The sequence below is a fragment of the Psychrobacter sp. CX90 genome (genome assembly GCF_057396305.2).
In genome coordinates this window covers 1,076,882-1,090,703 of sequence record NZ_CM182008.1, presented here as the reverse complement: position 1 = coordinate 1,090,703, position 13,822 = coordinate 1,076,882, and the positions used below count along the sequence as shown (strand labels likewise).

The following is a 13,822-nucleotide window of genomic DNA, read 5'->3' as shown; positions in this document are numbered from 1 at the left end:
AATAACATTCTCAGGCGTCAATTAATGTCGCCTAAAAACTCTAAGCACGGGCTTTCACAGTCAAACATCGTGCTATAACGGGCTTAAAGCAACGCTTCGATTTAAACTAAAATACGGTACAATAGCTAACGAGCAACTAAATTGCCTATAGTCTAATACCTTTCACGACCAGTCACCTCTCACCACTAGAGCATTGTTATGCCATATTGTTATGCCATCTCGCCATAAACCCTTATCGTTTTATGTCAAAATAACGGTCAGTTCAATGTGTGTGTTTCTCGGCTTAGTCTTTAGTTTTATGCAATTGAAAATAATTCTATAGCACACCCTTTACCAACCATGACCGATGATGAACCCCCTATAGTAGAACCATTAAAAGCTAAAGCACAGTAAGTTTCTAAAGGGATATTTCTATTAGGGCGTGTCCTCAATTCGTACAATTGTATTTAAAAGGGCTAAAAATAGCTAAATCCTGTCATACCACGTCAAATAACGGGGAAATATCTCGATATTTACGACATTATTTTCCTTGTCTGACTGCGATTTATCTTATTTTTATCTGCATTTTCAAAATGAGGACACGCCCTAATTATTTAAGTTCAATCCTGTTATAATAACCCATTCTTTAGCATATGCGCTTATAGCTCAACAGGACAGAGCAGTCGCCTCCTAAGCGATCGATCGGGGTTCGAGTCCCTGTAAGCGCACCAAATTAGCACAACGCAACACTTCATAAAGCCTCACAACGTAAATGCTGTGAGGCTTTTGCATATCATGTCACACCACAACGCATCATAATAAGTCATTGCATACCCTATTTTTTGCGGTATTATAAGGGGTAATACTCAAAAATACCGTATATGGATACCGTAATTCGATGTCAAGATTAACAACACCCCTTTCGAACACTTAAGTTAAGTAAGCTAAGCCTACCGCCAAGGCATACAAACTAGCTGACGGTGGCGGATTGTACTTGTATGTCTCGACAACCGGTACAAAGTCTGGGCGAATTGATTATAAGCGCCCTATTAATAAAAAGAGGGCTACAATTACATTGGGGCAATACCCTGATATTAGCTTGGCTCAAGCTCGGGAGATAAGGGCAAATGTGAAAGCGGATTTAGCAATTGATGTGGATCCGATCATGAAAAAGCGTGAACTAGAGCGTGAAGAACTATTAAAGCAGAACAATACTTTTAAAATGGCCGCTGAAGAATATATTAGCAGGCAGTCTCATTTATCAGATGACACTTTAGAGCATAACCGTAGATATGCTGACTGTCTAAACAACACTATTGGTAATATGGCCATCGCTGATATTAAGCCCATCGATGTACTTGACGCTTGCAGGTTGGTTGAAAGTAAGGGGTACCTTGAAACGTCAAAGAAAATGCGGACGCTTGCAGGTCAATTATTTAGATATGGCATACAAACTTCACGATGTGAGAGAGATGTAACGCAAGATTTAGAAGGTGCTTTAAAACCGACCGAAATCAAACATTATGCCGCTATTACTGACCCCTCAGATTTTGGCGAACTACTGAAAGCAATTGATAGCTATGATGGCATGTTTGAGACACGCATCGCTATCAAGTTGATGACATATGTTTTTGTCAGGTCTGGCGAGCTTAGGCATGCACTTTGGGAGGATATAGACTTTGACGAAAGAACTTGGACGTTTACACCGCGTAAGACAAAAAGAAAGACTGGGGTATCATTGATAGTGCCGTTATCCACCCAAGTTTGTGATTTATTTAGAGAAATTGAACAGCACAAAAGAAGTAATTTAGTGTTCCCTTCTTTACACAACACAAATCGCCCAATGTCAGACAACACAATGAATTTAGCATTAAAGCGCCTCGGCTATAGTGGCGACATGCATACAATACATGGATTTAGGGCTACTGCTCGGACTTTGCTTGTTGAAAAATTAAAGTATGATGAAAAGCTAGTTGAAACGCAACTAGGCCACAATGTTAGAGATATGCACGGCAGAGCTTACAAAAGAGTAATATTTATTGATAAGCGTCGTGAGATGATGCAAGTATGGGCTGATTATTTAGACTCTTTAAAGTAATAATAGTCTATTTATGTTAGACTATTATTTATTTGACGTGAGGTATCTATGATTGACTTTAAAGAGGTGGGCTTCACTCCATACAATTTTCAAACATTGGTTGATAGTACAGGTATGACTAACAAAGCATTTATTGAAATGTTTGAGATTGATAGAGCATCATTTTATTTCTATAAAAAAGGCGATGTGACCATGCAACATAAAGACTGGGAAGCTCTATTGCAAAAAGTTGAAAAATATTCAGAAAATAAGTCTAATAATATTAGACCATAATAAGTCACATAGATTTAAGATTTAAACAAATTTACTTAAACGACTGGAGAACACTATGAATGCAGATTGCTGATGTAAACAGACAAGTCATAACGGCTGTTATAAGGTAATGACGGCACATGGCATGCCGATGACTTCTGACTCAAATTTAAAGGCAAAACCCATAACGTGATCTCTCTTACTATTCAGGTGCGTAGAAATATTACCTTGATGAAGTCCCGTTTCTTTAGCTGCTTCTTTCTGACTTCTAAACCTAGCTATTTCTTTACCATTCAGGTACTGGATTACAACGCCTTTCATGCTTCTTCTTTCCATAGTCTGTTTATATCTATTTTCAGCCCAAGTAAGCATATGAGTATTTTCAGGTTCAAGTCAAATTACTAAAACCCTGATTTAACGTTAGTTAGTCTATTGGGGATGTCCAGTTACCGAAATGGTCGACAACATGCCAAAATCCATCCTCAGAGGCTACGAATTTGATCCAAGACCCTCTCGTTTGGCTTCGTAAATACTCATTAACTTCCAACCCTTGATATATTATCTTATCTCCATCTTTAGGACTTACTGTTACATCTCCGAAATCCCCATTCTCTATCTTAATTTCTGTATTAGGTAGATCAGAATGTGTTGGTAACCTGAATGCAGTTCTTTTATTAGGAGAGCCTTTATAGGTATTATATATCCCCTCCACTCCCGAAGGCTGTATCACGTAGAGACTATGTTCCCTATCCTCAAAAGTGAATTTGAAATCCCCTATGTTACCAGAGAGTTTATAAGGGCATCCACTGTTGAACATAGGATGTGATACTCCATTAACATACTCTATCTCCAGATTTATATTAAAGGGGTAACCATTTTCAACTATACTTTGAGATTGCTCGGATAAGAGTATTCCATATTTAGAGGAAGGACTGTCTACCTTAACCCCTTTTAAAGAGACATTACCCAAAACGTATGGTCGAGTGTTTTGATTTAAAATTGATATAGCTGAGCTTCTAGTTACATCGTCATATTTAGTTAAGTTGCAGTCTTTAAAGTCAACACCATCGATACTTACAGACGACATAGAGCTTAAGTGAGGTAAGAGGAGACCATTTTGATTAATACCTTTAGCGCTTAAATTTCTAGCTTTTATTCTATCTCCTTTGTTCTTGTTGCTAATGATATACCCAACTTCGGTATTGGAGACGTATAAGTCTGATAACACTAGGGAGTTAGATTCTATGTCAGAATTACTAAAAAGGGCATTAAAACCTGAGTAGCCCCCTGACGACGTACAATCCCTTATGACAAGGTTTTCTACAACCCCTAAATCATATACTGGTTCGACATCAATACCTGCCATTGGGGCTAGTCTGTCATTATCAACAAAATTCAATCCACTAAATAGTCCGTTACTTATTGAGACTATTGCAATGCCATTTCTACTATTTTTGTGAAAATACCCATTAATAAATTTAATATTCTTTGGTGGAGTTTTTTCAGGGTCAGCAGAATAATTGGAACAGATATATGCACCATCTCCCCAACACTCCTCTATTGTAGTATCATAGAATGTAATATTTTTACCACCAAATATGCCGACTCCATGACCTTGTTCCCCTGAATTGCCTAGATGACCAACTCTATCTCCAACTGCATGTAATCCTCGGACAGTGATATTGTCTTGTCTATCCAAAAGAAGCATTATACATCGCTCTTCTTCATTAGGTTTTAAAACTAACTTAGCCCCCTTTTCAAAAACAAGGTTAGTATTACTTAACAATTTTAGGGCATACGTATATCTGCCTATAGACGATGTCGATTGGGAAGATATTAAGTAGTCCCCTTTTGGGAAGTAAACGTCCCCTGTATTATTTAATGCCTTTTGTATGGCTAAGGTGTCGTCTTTTTTACCATCCCCAACCACACCGAAGTTTTTCACAGACACCATTGTAACATTAGGTTCAACATTCAATTGTGTTATACTCCTTGTCAGAAAATAAGTTTTAGCTATGGATATAATATTCCATATGCACTTAAGTTACTATAAAACTGAGGGTTACCAAATTACAGTCACAACCCACGGTTACTTTGGTATATTGATTAAATCTTGCGTAATGTTTGACACTGTTATCCATACCTTCTTTGGTTCTTCTAGGTCAAAGTAAGCACACCATGTCAAACCGTTTGGCATTAAAGTTCTTGGCATTGCATAGACTGGAGGTACTACATCATCAGTTAGGGTTATTGATTTCTCAATTTGACCTCCTGCTAGAATACTTCCGAAAGTTAAAGACCCCCCATTCGATATAGATTGTGTATATGTACCCCCACCCTTCTTCACTAATATTAGGTTGGGGTCGATCAATAAAGCATGGCTAGCAGATGAACCGTAACCAGATAATAAATAAGATCTATCATCTGACTGTATTATATTAAGCCCACCTACTTTTTGCTAGTCTCGTAAATGAATTTCTTTTGTTGTTAGATTTTCTTGGTAGCGTTGGCTGTTCGTTGAAGATGTAATAACATTTTGTATATTATCAACACTACCAGAAGATATCAAAGTTGAAAAATTAATGCAATCAATATTACTTGCTGAAAGAGTTTCGCTAAAATTTGCAGCAACATCGTTTTTTTCCGAGTATACTCTTAAATTATGGTTTCTACCTCCTAAGTCAACCCCTGCACCGCCATTATGTTGTGTGATAAAACTGCCCCACCAGTGTGACGCTGTTTTGGTAAATGTTGGTTCTGTTTCAAAATGTCCCCCCTAAACCATTCCTCGTAGCTTCCACCCAAAGCCTCTACAGCCCTGTTATCTCCATTCTCGTGAATTGAGATATACAAGCCATATCCGCCTGAACGCATACCTCGTATTTTGATCCGTGATAAGTTGCCTGACTCAAAGACTGTAGCGTGTCCTCCATGATATTCACTTTTAACATCTACAAATTTTCGGTAAATATCAGTCATGACAAAACCATTCGAGGTATCGCCCTTTAGTACTGACAATCTAATTGGATATATCCCAATATGCTCAAAGCGACCTTTTGTGTGATAGTTTGTTGCTGGCGCTATTTTGTTCAAAATGGTAGAGTCACAGCCCTCTCCGTATGTGTCAACATCAAACGTAATATCGGATGAGTAGTTGTAGATGGCAGATGGCATGAAGAGCGCTTTATTTGTTGCTTTGGCATAGGATATTGCCTTTTTAATCCCCTAGGTGTGGTCGTCGTCAGATAAATTCAGGAAATTTTTAATATTCACTACATCATTGTTAACATCTGCTTGGGTTCTTGCTATTGAATCTACAGACTTTGAGGTAACTGTAATTAATGTACCAACTTGAGTTGTATTATTTAAGTTGTTAAGCGCATCTCTTACAGATTGAGTTACAGTTTTAATCGTTGAGCCGTTGACCTGTACTGCACCTGACTCGCTGCTAATTATTTGTTTTAATGCTTCAAAAAACTGAATATAATGATCGAGTGTCTCCATTTCGCCAGCCAATCGCCAAGTCACTTTCTGACCAGCAGGGTTATTTAAAAACTTATTAAAAGGTATAGAATCTTCAATTACATCTTCTAATATGGATTTTACATTAGCCACTTTTCTTTCTCCTGTAAAAAAGCCCTCCGAATTGGAGGGCGCATATTGTTTAATTTTCTAGGTAGTTAGATGATCTAAATCGTTCTGGTAAAATCGACTATCGTAGTTTGTTGAAATCAGTTTGTTAGTCATGCCCTCGCTCGGGTCTTTTTGAGTCACGATATACGAGTCTCTATCCAAGTCGTTATGAGTGACAATTTGATAGACTGCTGTGACCGCACTTTTTGTTATGTCAGTGCTAATCTCACCGATTGGCAATCGACTCAATACAACACTATAGTTATCACGAGGGCTGCATCTAATCGACTCGACACCATTATTTATTGTCTGTATAAATAGGTTGGCGTCTCTATCAATATCAATAGGTGTATCACTAAATAGCACGATATCGTTATCTATGACCTTGATTGCATCAACACTGCACTACACTTGCATCTGTTTGAGACGCTATCGTGATTCTGTTAGTGCGTATGACAGTATTAGACTCATCGCCTGCTGTTATCTCACACGACTTATAAGTAAATCGATCTTTATTGTAGATGCGTATCAAGTGAGCGGTTGCTTGTAGATCGTTACGCACACCTATTAGTTTCTCAGTGTGCGGGTTGGCGATTGCATCATGTGGATAAGACTTAGTAATCTGAGCGTTATCTAACGGGTCGATATACTCAACTTTGGCACCGTCATAGTCATTAGCGACACCAAATGGCTCGGACGCACTAAAACTTTCAGGCAGGATATTATGAGAGTTAAATACAGCCATTGATGCAGGTACTGGTCTTTCAAAGCGCACCAGTTAATGCCAATTACTATGTCGTTTGATAATAGTTTTACAGACTTATTAAAATTTGCACATTATGCAATAGCTAGCAGACACCTTATCAAAAATCATTTTAAAATATTGCAGCGATAGTAGCATCTTTAGAATAGCTAATAAGGAATGACAGTAATGGGTATCATTAATGATAAATATAAAAATAAAATTGAACAGAGTGTTTTGTTAAATGGACACCCTATAGATAATCACGAAGTTGTCGATGGTCGCATTATCATCAAACCTGAGAGTTACTCCAGACCTGAAATTAGCAACACAGATAGACAAGCGATTTTGATTGAGCTACGAGAAGAATTAAGTCACTATGGACTGAACGTTATTGAGTTAGATGAGGCGTTTATAAGAATTCAATCGGACGGTTTCAAGATTGATGTTCCTAAAAGTTTGGTTATCCCTTACGATGACGACATTTATGCAAAAATCTTAAAGCAACAACAGCTTTATTACAGTAATAAACTTAGATAAAGAGAGTCTTAGGTGTGGTTTACTGCCGGATCTAGGATTTTTCGCCAAAGGTTTTTTTGTAAAAAAATATCTTGTGAAACGGTACTTTATATTTAAAGATAAATGTAAAGTAATGAAACAAACTATTCAGAATATTTCCCTGAAAGGATAGCATATAAGACTACATCCGCTTGCTTAGATCTACCAGCATGTCATAAAGGTTTTTGATTTTGGCGTGGCGGTAAACGCATAATAGCTTAAGTTATGACTGCCGCGGCGGGCGCTAATGGTCGCATCAAGCATATCTTCGGCGGAGAGTTCTCTATCGATTTGTGATTGTGATTCACTACCAGTGTCGCTATTAGCCGTCGGGCTAGCTATCAGCACTTCTTTTAGCTGATGTGCGGTCGTACCCGATTGTGATGAGTGCGCTTCATCGGCCATGATGGCGTAGCGTCTTTCTTTTAATACGCTAGAGTCTTCAATCGCTTTAAGCACATACGGAAAGGTTTGAATAGTCACGATAATAATCGGCTGAGAGTTTAGCAACGCCTCTGCCAGTTGTTCAGACTTAGATCCCTCGCCCTCTTTACGGTTAATACTCCCCACTACCCCATGCGCATGTTCAAACTGATAAATGGTGTCTTGCAATTGATCATCCAGCACTGTTCTGTCCGTTACCACAATCACTGAATCAAACAGTTTCGTGCCTGCCTCGTTATAAAGCGTTGACAATTGGTGCGCTGTCCACTCAATCGAGTTAGATTTACCCGAGCCTGCACTGTGCTGAATCAGGTAACGGTTTTGAACCTTTTTATTTAAGTTCGGATTCTCTTGTTTGGCTTGTCTGACTTTATCCTGCTTAACTGCATCTTCAATCAACTTAGTCACTACATCCCACTGATGATAACGTGGGAAAATCATGGTTTCTTTTTTGGTTTTGCGACCTAGCCCATCCTCAACCTCTTCTATACTGTAGGTGCATAAAGCGGATCAAATTGTTGCAGAATCATAGCAATAATATCCTTGTTATGGCTTTTTTGAATAAATTTTTTAGACAAATACTTATGCTTAGAAAAAATCAGACCAATATTGCTAGTTGGTCTGATTACTTTTACCTATTTTCTACGACAAAACGGCTGATTAAGGCTGTAGGCGAGGTCTATCTACCACTTGGTTATCCACGCCATCGACTAACGGGCTTAAATGGATATCAAACACCATTTCGGCAAACGGGGCTTCCATATCAAAGGCTTCTAAATCCTCAGGGCTATTATGTTCAATCGCTTCTACGACCAAGCCTTCACGGGTGGCATACGCAAAGTCATCATAGGTGTAAGGGTCACCGGCGACGTTGATTTGGGTGGTGAGTTTGCGATGGTCAGGAGCGGTAACAAAGTAGTGAATATGGGCAGGGCGGTTACCATGACGACCGAGTTGGTTTAATAACTGTTGGGTAGGACCTTCAGGGGGACAGCCGTAACCTGCTGGGACGATGGTACGGACTTTATATTGACCTTTAGCATCGGTTATCACAGTACGACGCATATTGAAGGGTTGTTGTTCACCCGTTGGGTCGAAGTGCGAATAAAAGCCTTTGGTATTGGCGTGCCAGATTTCGACTTTGGCATTGGGAACAGGTTTGTTTTCTGCACTGTATACCGTACCATGTAAGATAAGTGGTGTGCCATTGACATCACTACCATCATCCATGCGGGCATAGCCGACTGATTCAGGAGCACCTGCAACATATAGAGGTCCCTCGATGGTACGTGGTGTTGGGTTATCAATCCCCAATGCTGCATCTTGGGCATCCATACGCATATCTAAGAAATGGTCAAAGCCCAAGCCAGGTGAAAGGAGTCCCGCTTCATTGCTTTGTCCCAGCGTATTAATATATGCAATGGCTTGCCAGTATTCATCAGGGGTGATGTCTAAATCATCAATAGTTTTGAATAAGTCAGAGACAATGCGATGTAAAATTTGCTTAACACGCGGGTTACCACCGTCTTGCTCTAGACCACTCACTAAGACTAGAAAATTTTGTACATCCTTGCTATCAAATATTTTTACGTTTTTCGCTGTCATGGTTATCTCCCTATGATCGACAGATTAGTGTATATGCCAGTATAAACAAGCTATATACAATTCATAGAAACTGCTTGGTTATATTCCTTTCATCCTAATATCATACTTTAAAAGTAATTTAAGCCATATTTTGGCGTTTGGCTAACACATTATAAGCATCTAACTATATCTTAAAGGTATATTTATATTAAATCTTTTTGAACCAAAATAAAGTTCGCCTAAATTTCTTGCCCCTTGGAATAGATAAATCTGACGCTTATTACCTTGTTCAAGTAAGTCTAAAATCATTGGTTCGTGGCTAAACAAGCCAGAGCCACCGGCGATAAAAATTACGTCTTTGTCATCGGATTTATGTACATGTAATTTTACAGTATTGGCTATTGATAGTGGGTTAGCGATTGAAAACGCTCGTGAGCCTTCGAAATCCTGCATTTGCAGATTGATATACTGCCCTGTTTGAAACGGTAACGGATGGTAAAGGGCAAAGCTAATACCTTTAGCAGCCACCAATGGATCGCTTGAAGCGGCAGTAAAAATGGGGAAATTTGGTCAAGATTTGTATTATAGTCAGCGAATCGAAAAAGGGTTACACTAAAGTCTATGGCATACTCCAAAGATTACAGACAAATGATACTAGACAACCTAGAAGCAGGCTACAGCTACCGAGAGCTTGTTGAAGAATATCAGATCAGTGCCACTACTATTCAACGCTGGAGGAAAAACCCTGAACCAAAGAAATACCAACGAGCACCAGCGAAAATAGACAACGAGGCACTTATCGCTGACGTTAAAGCACATCCTGATGACTACCATTATGAGCGAGCAAGACGCTTTAATTGTAGCGACAGAGGTATAGCAACTGCCTTAAAGCGTTTAGGTATCACTCAAAAAAAAGACACTACACCATCCGAAGGCTGACGAGGCAAGAAGACAGATATTTCTTGAACAATTGTGGCAATTTGAAAGTGACGGTAGACCTATTATCTATTTAGACGAAAGTGGGTTTAAGGCTCATGACAACAGACCTCATGGCTACTCGTACAAAGGTCAACCATGCTTAGGTGAGTACAATTGGCAACTAAAGAATCAGACGAATGCTATTGGAGCTATCTACAACAACGTACTGTTCAGTGTCGGACTTTACGACAGTAGTATTAATAGTGATGTGTTTCATAGTTGGGTAATGCAGTTATTACTGCCTCAATTGCCTAATGAAAGTGTTATTGTAATGGACAATGCAACCTTTCATAAAAGACAAGATATACAAGAGCTAATCGAAAATGCAGGACATACCATTTTATGGTTACCACCATATAGTCCAGACCTAAACCCTATTGAACAGGTCTGGGCTTGGGTCAAACGTAAACGCAAAGATTGGAGGATAGACTGCATCGATACTTTATTCTTTTATTTCCTTTGGCTCTGTGACTATTTTTAACTTCGCTGACTATATCGGCTTAATACCTTACCCTTTGCCCTTCCGCCACTGCGTGAACGAAAAGAAGATATTTTACTGTTGGCAGAGTATTTTCTAAAAAAATTTCGTACTATATATAACAAATCTATTTTGGGCTTTACCGACCAAGCCCAACGCATATTGCTAAAACACGCTTATATTAGCAATATGCGAGAACGATAAAACGCGGTTGAACGAGGTTTGATTTTGACACTAACCGAAGGTTATATTTAGGCGGGTAGCCTATTACCTGATCAATTATTTGAACCAACTATCGAGATGGCTTCAAAACTGCTAGTATCTAGTGGTTTACAGCGATTAACTACCCATAATCAAGTCAATAAGGGTAGCGCTGCTACTCCTATTTTGGGTATCGATAGTTTATTAACAGAAGGTTTTGATTTAGAGGTATGTAATTAACAAGTCATTGAAATCGTATTGTTAAAAAGCAATGATAATATAATTAGAACCACCAGACTGTTCAATATTAGTCGAGCAAAACTGGATTATCGGCTGAAGAATTTATAATTATACTAACAATTAGATTACCTTTGTTTCTGTATAAATAGCCTTAATGGTATCTAGTAATGACGCAATATATGGACTATCCTCAAGATGTCGCACCGCAATAAAAATCGGACTGGTGGCCTCTTCATCTAACAGCGGTACATACACCAGATTGTAAAGTTGTACACTTACCAAATTACGTGGAACAATTGTGATACCCTCCCCTGATGCCGCCAACCCTATTGCCAATTTGACCTCCCTCACTTCCTGATAATGGGTCGGTGATAAGCCATGTTCCGAGAACAACGCCAACACATGCGAAGCAAAACTTGGCTTGCCGGTATTGGGGTACAAGAGTATAGACTCATCAGCAATGTCGGATAAATACACACCGGTTTCATGCATAGCGGCTAAAGGATGATGAGCGTGCACAGCCACCATCAAACGTTCTTGGCGTAGCAAAGTACGCTGTACCATCGAATCACTGATTTTAAGCCGACCAAAACCGACATCAATTTTGCCTTGTTTTAATGCCTCGACCTGCTGTTGCGTGCCAAGCTCTAGCAACTCAATCTTTAGTTCAGGGTGTAACTGGCGAAACTGATAAATGATTCTTGACAAGAGCCCAAATAATAGTGACCCAACAAAGCCAACACGCAATACCTGTTGCGACGTCGTTAAACGTTGAGTCATGGACACCATTTGCTCAAGATTGGTCAACAGTTTTTTGGCATACTGATAAAAAAATTGCCCCGCTTCGGTGGTCTTGACAGGGCGTGAGCCTCGCTCAAGTAACACAATGCCCAATTCTTCTTCAAGGTCTTGAATTTGTCGGCTTAAGGGCGGCTGAGTGATAAATAATTTATTTGCCGCTTTGGTAAAGCTTTGCTCTTCAACTACCGCAACAAAATAACGTAAATGGCGAATTTCCATATAAACTTCCTTATCGCAAAGCGACCTCAATATTATCCAAAATATTATATCTAAAAGGTATTTTACTATAGTTATAATGTCTTGGTAATCTCGATTATATTCTAATAAAGTATAAATCAAAGGAAAGAACTGTTTAGTATAGAGGGATTTATGTACCGCTCCGTTGAAAGCCTTATTATAGACATTCCCACTATTCGCCCGCACAAAATGTCGGTCGCCACCATGCAGAAGCAAACATTGGTATTGGTTAAAATTACCGACCAAGATGGTATTGTCGGTTGGGGAGAAGCCACCACCATCGGTGGGTTAAGCTATGGCGAAGAAAGCCCCGAGAGCATCAAAACCAACCTTGATAGCTATTTTGCCCCTTTGCTAACCAATTTACCTAAAGAACACAGCCACAATATCGCCCAAACCATCCGTTTTATCAGTCGCAATATCATGGGCAATCGCTTTGCTAAATGTGCCGTTCAAACAGCCTTACTTGACATCCAAGGTAAGCGTTTGGGTGTTTCTGTAAGCGAATTGCTAGGCGGACGCTTGCGTGACCGTTTACCCGTGCTTTGGGTATTGGCGTCGGGCAATACCGAAAAGGACATCGCCGAAGCCCAAAACATGATTGCAGCTAAACGGCACAACACTTTCAAACTTAAAATCGGCTCACGCTCAGTGCAAGAAGACGTTGACCATGTCGTTGCCATTAAACAAGCCTTGGGAAAAGACGTCAGTATCCGGGTTGATGTCAATCGAGCATGGACACGGAAGCAGTGTATCGATGGTATTAGCCAACTGCAAACAGGCGGGATTGACTTGATTGAACAACCGTGTGCCATTGATGATATTGATACCCTAAAATTTTTAACCGAACGTTTTGATGTGGCGATTATGGCAGATGAAGCGGTGCAATACCCTAGTCATGCCTATCAACTTGCCAAACAACACGCCGCCGATGTGTTCGCTGTCAAAATCGAACAAGCTGGCGGGCTTATCGAAGCCTGTGATATTGGCAAAATCGCCCAATATGAAGGCATTGACCTATACGGCGGTACTATGCTTGAAGGAGCAGTCGGAACCATTGCTTCAGCTCATGCCTTTAGTACCTTTAGCAATCTTGCCTATGGTACAGAGCTATTTGCGCCATTGCTTTTGACTGAAGAAATCTTAAAAACCCCACTAACTTACGAGAACTTTCAACTGGTCGTCCCGACTAGGGCAGGCCTGGGCATTGAGCTTGATGAAGCTAAAATAGATAATTTGCGCCGTCAATAAACACTGAATAAATTTGGAGTTACTATGCTGTATCACGTAAAAATGGATGCCAATATTCCTATTGATTTTAATGAAAAACTCGCAGCAAATATCAAAGCTACCGAATAAGCCTACTCGCAAGAGCTACACCGTCAAGGCAAATGGCGTCATCTGTGGCAGATTTCGGGGTAGTATTCCGATATCAGTATCTTTGATGTCGAAAGCAACGATGAGCTTAACACCATCTAGCAAGCGTTACCGATATATAAGTTTATGACAATTGAAGTCACTCCACTTAATCGCCATGCATCATCGATCCGTCACGATGACAGCTAATTGTTAACTCAACAATAAAAAAGATTTTATT

15 protein-coding genes, 1 tRNA gene and 4 pseudogenes are annotated in these 13,822 nt (G+C 39.6%); 10 read left to right on the top strand and 10 right to left on the bottom strand.

What is annotated here, in order from left to right; translation table 11 throughout:
- Window positions 1-634 precede the first annotated feature (634 nt).
- From AC2SLN_RS04300 to AC2SLN_RS04285, 4 genes and pseudogenes are all read left to right on the top strand, one after another.
- Window positions 635-710: transfer RNA gene (locus AC2SLN_RS04300), tRNA-Arg, on the top strand.
- Between the two features lie 230 nt (window positions 711-940).
- A pseudogene (locus AC2SLN_RS04295) lies at window positions 941-1,147 on the top strand (Arm DNA-binding domain-containing protein); the annotation flags it as partial.
- Window positions 1,145-2,077, top strand: coding sequence for a tyrosine-type recombinase/integrase (locus tag AC2SLN_RS04290; protein WP_486548568.1), 933 nt, complete (start codon window positions 1,145-1,147; stop codon window positions 2,075-2,077). The pseudogene AC2SLN_RS04295 and the gene AC2SLN_RS04290, both read left to right, overlap by 3 nt.
- A 48-nt stretch (window positions 2,078-2,125) precedes the next feature.
- On the top strand, window positions 2,126-2,350 hold the full coding sequence (locus AC2SLN_RS04285) for a hypothetical protein (protein WP_486548346.1): 225 nt from the start codon (window positions 2,126-2,128) through the stop codon (window positions 2,348-2,350).
- 99 nt (window positions 2,351-2,449) lie between these two features.
- On the opposite strand, the gene AC2SLN_RS04280 is transcribed toward AC2SLN_RS04285, so the two are convergent.
- The 6 genes from AC2SLN_RS04280 to AC2SLN_RS04255 all read right to left on the bottom strand — a co-directional run bounded on the left by AC2SLN_RS04280 (window position 2,450) and on the right by AC2SLN_RS04255 (window position 6,737).
- On the bottom strand, window positions 2,450-2,650 hold the full coding sequence (locus AC2SLN_RS04280; protein WP_486548345.1) for a hypothetical protein: 201 nt from the start codon (window positions 2,648-2,650) through the stop codon (window positions 2,450-2,452).
- Between the two features lie 103 nt (window positions 2,651-2,753).
- A complete protein-coding gene (locus tag AC2SLN_RS04275; protein WP_486548344.1) occupies window positions 2,754-4,307 on the bottom strand; it encodes a glycosyl hydrolase family 28-related protein in 1,554 nt (517 codons plus the stop codon).
- A 698-nt stretch (window positions 4,308-5,005) separates the two neighbouring features.
- The gene (locus AC2SLN_RS04270; RefSeq protein WP_486548343.1) at window positions 5,006-5,503 is read right to left on the bottom strand and encodes a hypothetical protein; all 498 of its coding nucleotides are present in this window, start codon (window positions 5,501-5,503) and stop codon (window positions 5,006-5,008) included.
- Window positions 5,504-5,554: 51 nt separating this feature from the next.
- Window positions 5,555-5,944, bottom strand: a complete 390-nt coding sequence (locus tag AC2SLN_RS04265; protein ID WP_486548342.1) for a hypothetical protein — start codon at window positions 5,942-5,944, stop codon at window positions 5,555-5,557.
- Window positions 5,945-6,001: 57 nt separating this feature from the next.
- Entirely contained in the window at window positions 6,002-6,328 is a 327-nt protein-coding gene (locus AC2SLN_RS04260; protein ID WP_486548341.1) for a hypothetical protein, read from the bottom strand.
- Between the two features lie 28 nt (window positions 6,329-6,356).
- Window positions 6,357-6,737, bottom strand: a complete 381-nt coding sequence (locus tag AC2SLN_RS04255) for a hypothetical protein (protein WP_486548340.1) — start codon at window positions 6,735-6,737, stop codon at window positions 6,357-6,359.
- A gap of 156 nt (window positions 6,738-6,893) precedes the next feature.
- On the opposite strand from AC2SLN_RS04255, the gene AC2SLN_RS04250 reads away from it, so the two are divergent.
- Window positions 6,894-7,244 (top strand): hypothetical protein, encoded by a 351-nt coding sequence (locus tag AC2SLN_RS04250; RefSeq protein ID WP_486548339.1) that lies wholly within the window; start codon window positions 6,894-6,896, stop codon window positions 7,242-7,244.
- Between the two features lie 198 nt (window positions 7,245-7,442).
- Here the strand turns inward: AC2SLN_RS04250 and AC2SLN_RS04245 are convergent.
- From AC2SLN_RS04245 to AC2SLN_RS04235, 3 genes and pseudogenes are all read right to left on the bottom strand, one after another.
- Window positions 7,443-8,226 (bottom strand): annotated as a pseudogene (locus AC2SLN_RS04245) (DEAD/DEAH box helicase family protein); the annotation flags it as partial.
- A gap of 140 nt (window positions 8,227-8,366) precedes the next feature.
- Window positions 8,367-9,311, bottom strand: a complete 945-nt coding sequence (catA, locus tag AC2SLN_RS04240) for a catechol 1,2-dioxygenase (protein ID WP_486548338.1) — start codon at window positions 9,309-9,311, stop codon at window positions 8,367-8,369.
- A gap of 207 nt (window positions 9,312-9,518) precedes the next feature.
- A pseudogene (locus AC2SLN_RS04235) lies at window positions 9,519-9,782 on the bottom strand (ferredoxin reductase domain-containing protein); the annotation flags it as partial.
- 129 nt (window positions 9,783-9,911) lie between these two features.
- Between AC2SLN_RS04235 and AC2SLN_RS04230 the strand changes: the two are divergent.
- The 3 genes from AC2SLN_RS04230 to AC2SLN_RS04220 are packed head-to-tail and all read left to right on the top strand — an operon-like array spanning window position 9,912 to window position 10,950.
- Window positions 9,912-10,229, top strand: a complete 318-nt coding sequence (locus AC2SLN_RS04230) for an IS630 transposase-related protein (protein ID WP_486548337.1) — start codon at window positions 9,912-9,914, stop codon at window positions 10,227-10,229.
- 16 nt (window positions 10,230-10,245) lie between these two features.
- Window positions 10,246-10,749, top strand: coding sequence for an IS630 family transposase (locus AC2SLN_RS04225; RefSeq protein ID WP_486548567.1), 504 nt, complete (start codon window positions 10,246-10,248; stop codon window positions 10,747-10,749).
- A 48-nt stretch (window positions 10,750-10,797) separates the two neighbouring features.
- Window positions 10,798-10,950: an AAA-type ATPase lid domain-containing protein gene (locus AC2SLN_RS04220; protein WP_486549689.1), complete on the top strand. Its 153-nt coding sequence runs from the start codon at window positions 10,798-10,800 to the stop codon at window positions 10,948-10,950.
- Window positions 10,951-11,307: 357 nt separating this feature from the next.
- Here AC2SLN_RS04220 and AC2SLN_RS04215 read toward each other — a convergent pair whose 3' ends face one another.
- The gene (locus AC2SLN_RS04215) at window positions 11,308-12,207 is read right to left on the bottom strand and encodes a LysR substrate-binding domain-containing protein (protein ID WP_486549665.1); all 900 of its coding nucleotides are present in this window, start codon (window positions 12,205-12,207) and stop codon (window positions 11,308-11,310) included.
- A gap of 150 nt (window positions 12,208-12,357) precedes the next feature.
- Between AC2SLN_RS04215 and AC2SLN_RS04210 the strand changes: the two genes are divergently transcribed.
- Window positions 12,358-13,476 carry a muconate/chloromuconate family cycloisomerase gene (locus AC2SLN_RS04210; RefSeq protein ID WP_486549663.1) on the top strand — a complete coding sequence of 373 codons (1,119 nt, stop codon included), beginning with the start codon at window positions 12,358-12,360 and terminating at the stop codon, window positions 13,474-13,476.
- Window positions 13,477-13,500: 24 nt separating this feature from the next.
- Window positions 13,501-13,791: pseudogene (locus tag AC2SLN_RS04205) on the top strand (muconolactone Delta-isomerase family protein).
- Window positions 13,792-13,822 lie beyond the last annotated feature (31 nt).

Excerpts from the sequence above, each read along its gene's own strand:
- AC2SLN_RS04290 (WP_486548568.1), top strand. The coding sequence starts at position 1,145 with ATGAAAAAGCGTGAACTAGAGCGTGAAGAACTATTAAAGCAGAACAAT.
- AC2SLN_RS04285 (WP_486548346.1), top strand. The coding sequence starts at position 2,126 with ATGATTGACTTTAAAGAGGTGGGCTTCACTCCATACAATTTTCAAACA.
- AC2SLN_RS04280 (WP_486548345.1), bottom strand. The coding sequence starts at position 2,650 with ATGAAAGGCGTTGTAATCCAGTACCTGAATGGTAAAGAAATAGCTAGG.
- AC2SLN_RS04270 (WP_486548343.1), bottom strand. The coding sequence starts at position 5,503 with ATGCCATCTGCCATCTACAACTACTCATCCGATATTACGTTTGATGTT.
- AC2SLN_RS04250 (WP_486548339.1), top strand. The coding sequence starts at position 6,894 with ATGGGTATCATTAATGATAAATATAAAAATAAAATTGAACAGAGTGTT.
- catA (WP_486548338.1), bottom strand. The coding sequence starts at position 9,311 with ATGACAGCGAAAAACGTAAAAATATTTGATAGCAAGGATGTACAAAAT.
- AC2SLN_RS04230 (WP_486548337.1), top strand. The coding sequence starts at position 9,912 with ATGGCATACTCCAAAGATTACAGACAAATGATACTAGACAACCTAGAA.
- AC2SLN_RS04215 (WP_486549665.1), bottom strand. The coding sequence starts at position 12,207 with ATGGAAATTCGCCATTTACGTTATTTTGTTGCGGTAGTTGAAGAGCAA.
- AC2SLN_RS04210 (WP_486549663.1), top strand. The coding sequence starts at position 12,358 with ATGTACCGCTCCGTTGAAAGCCTTATTATAGACATTCCCACTATTCGC.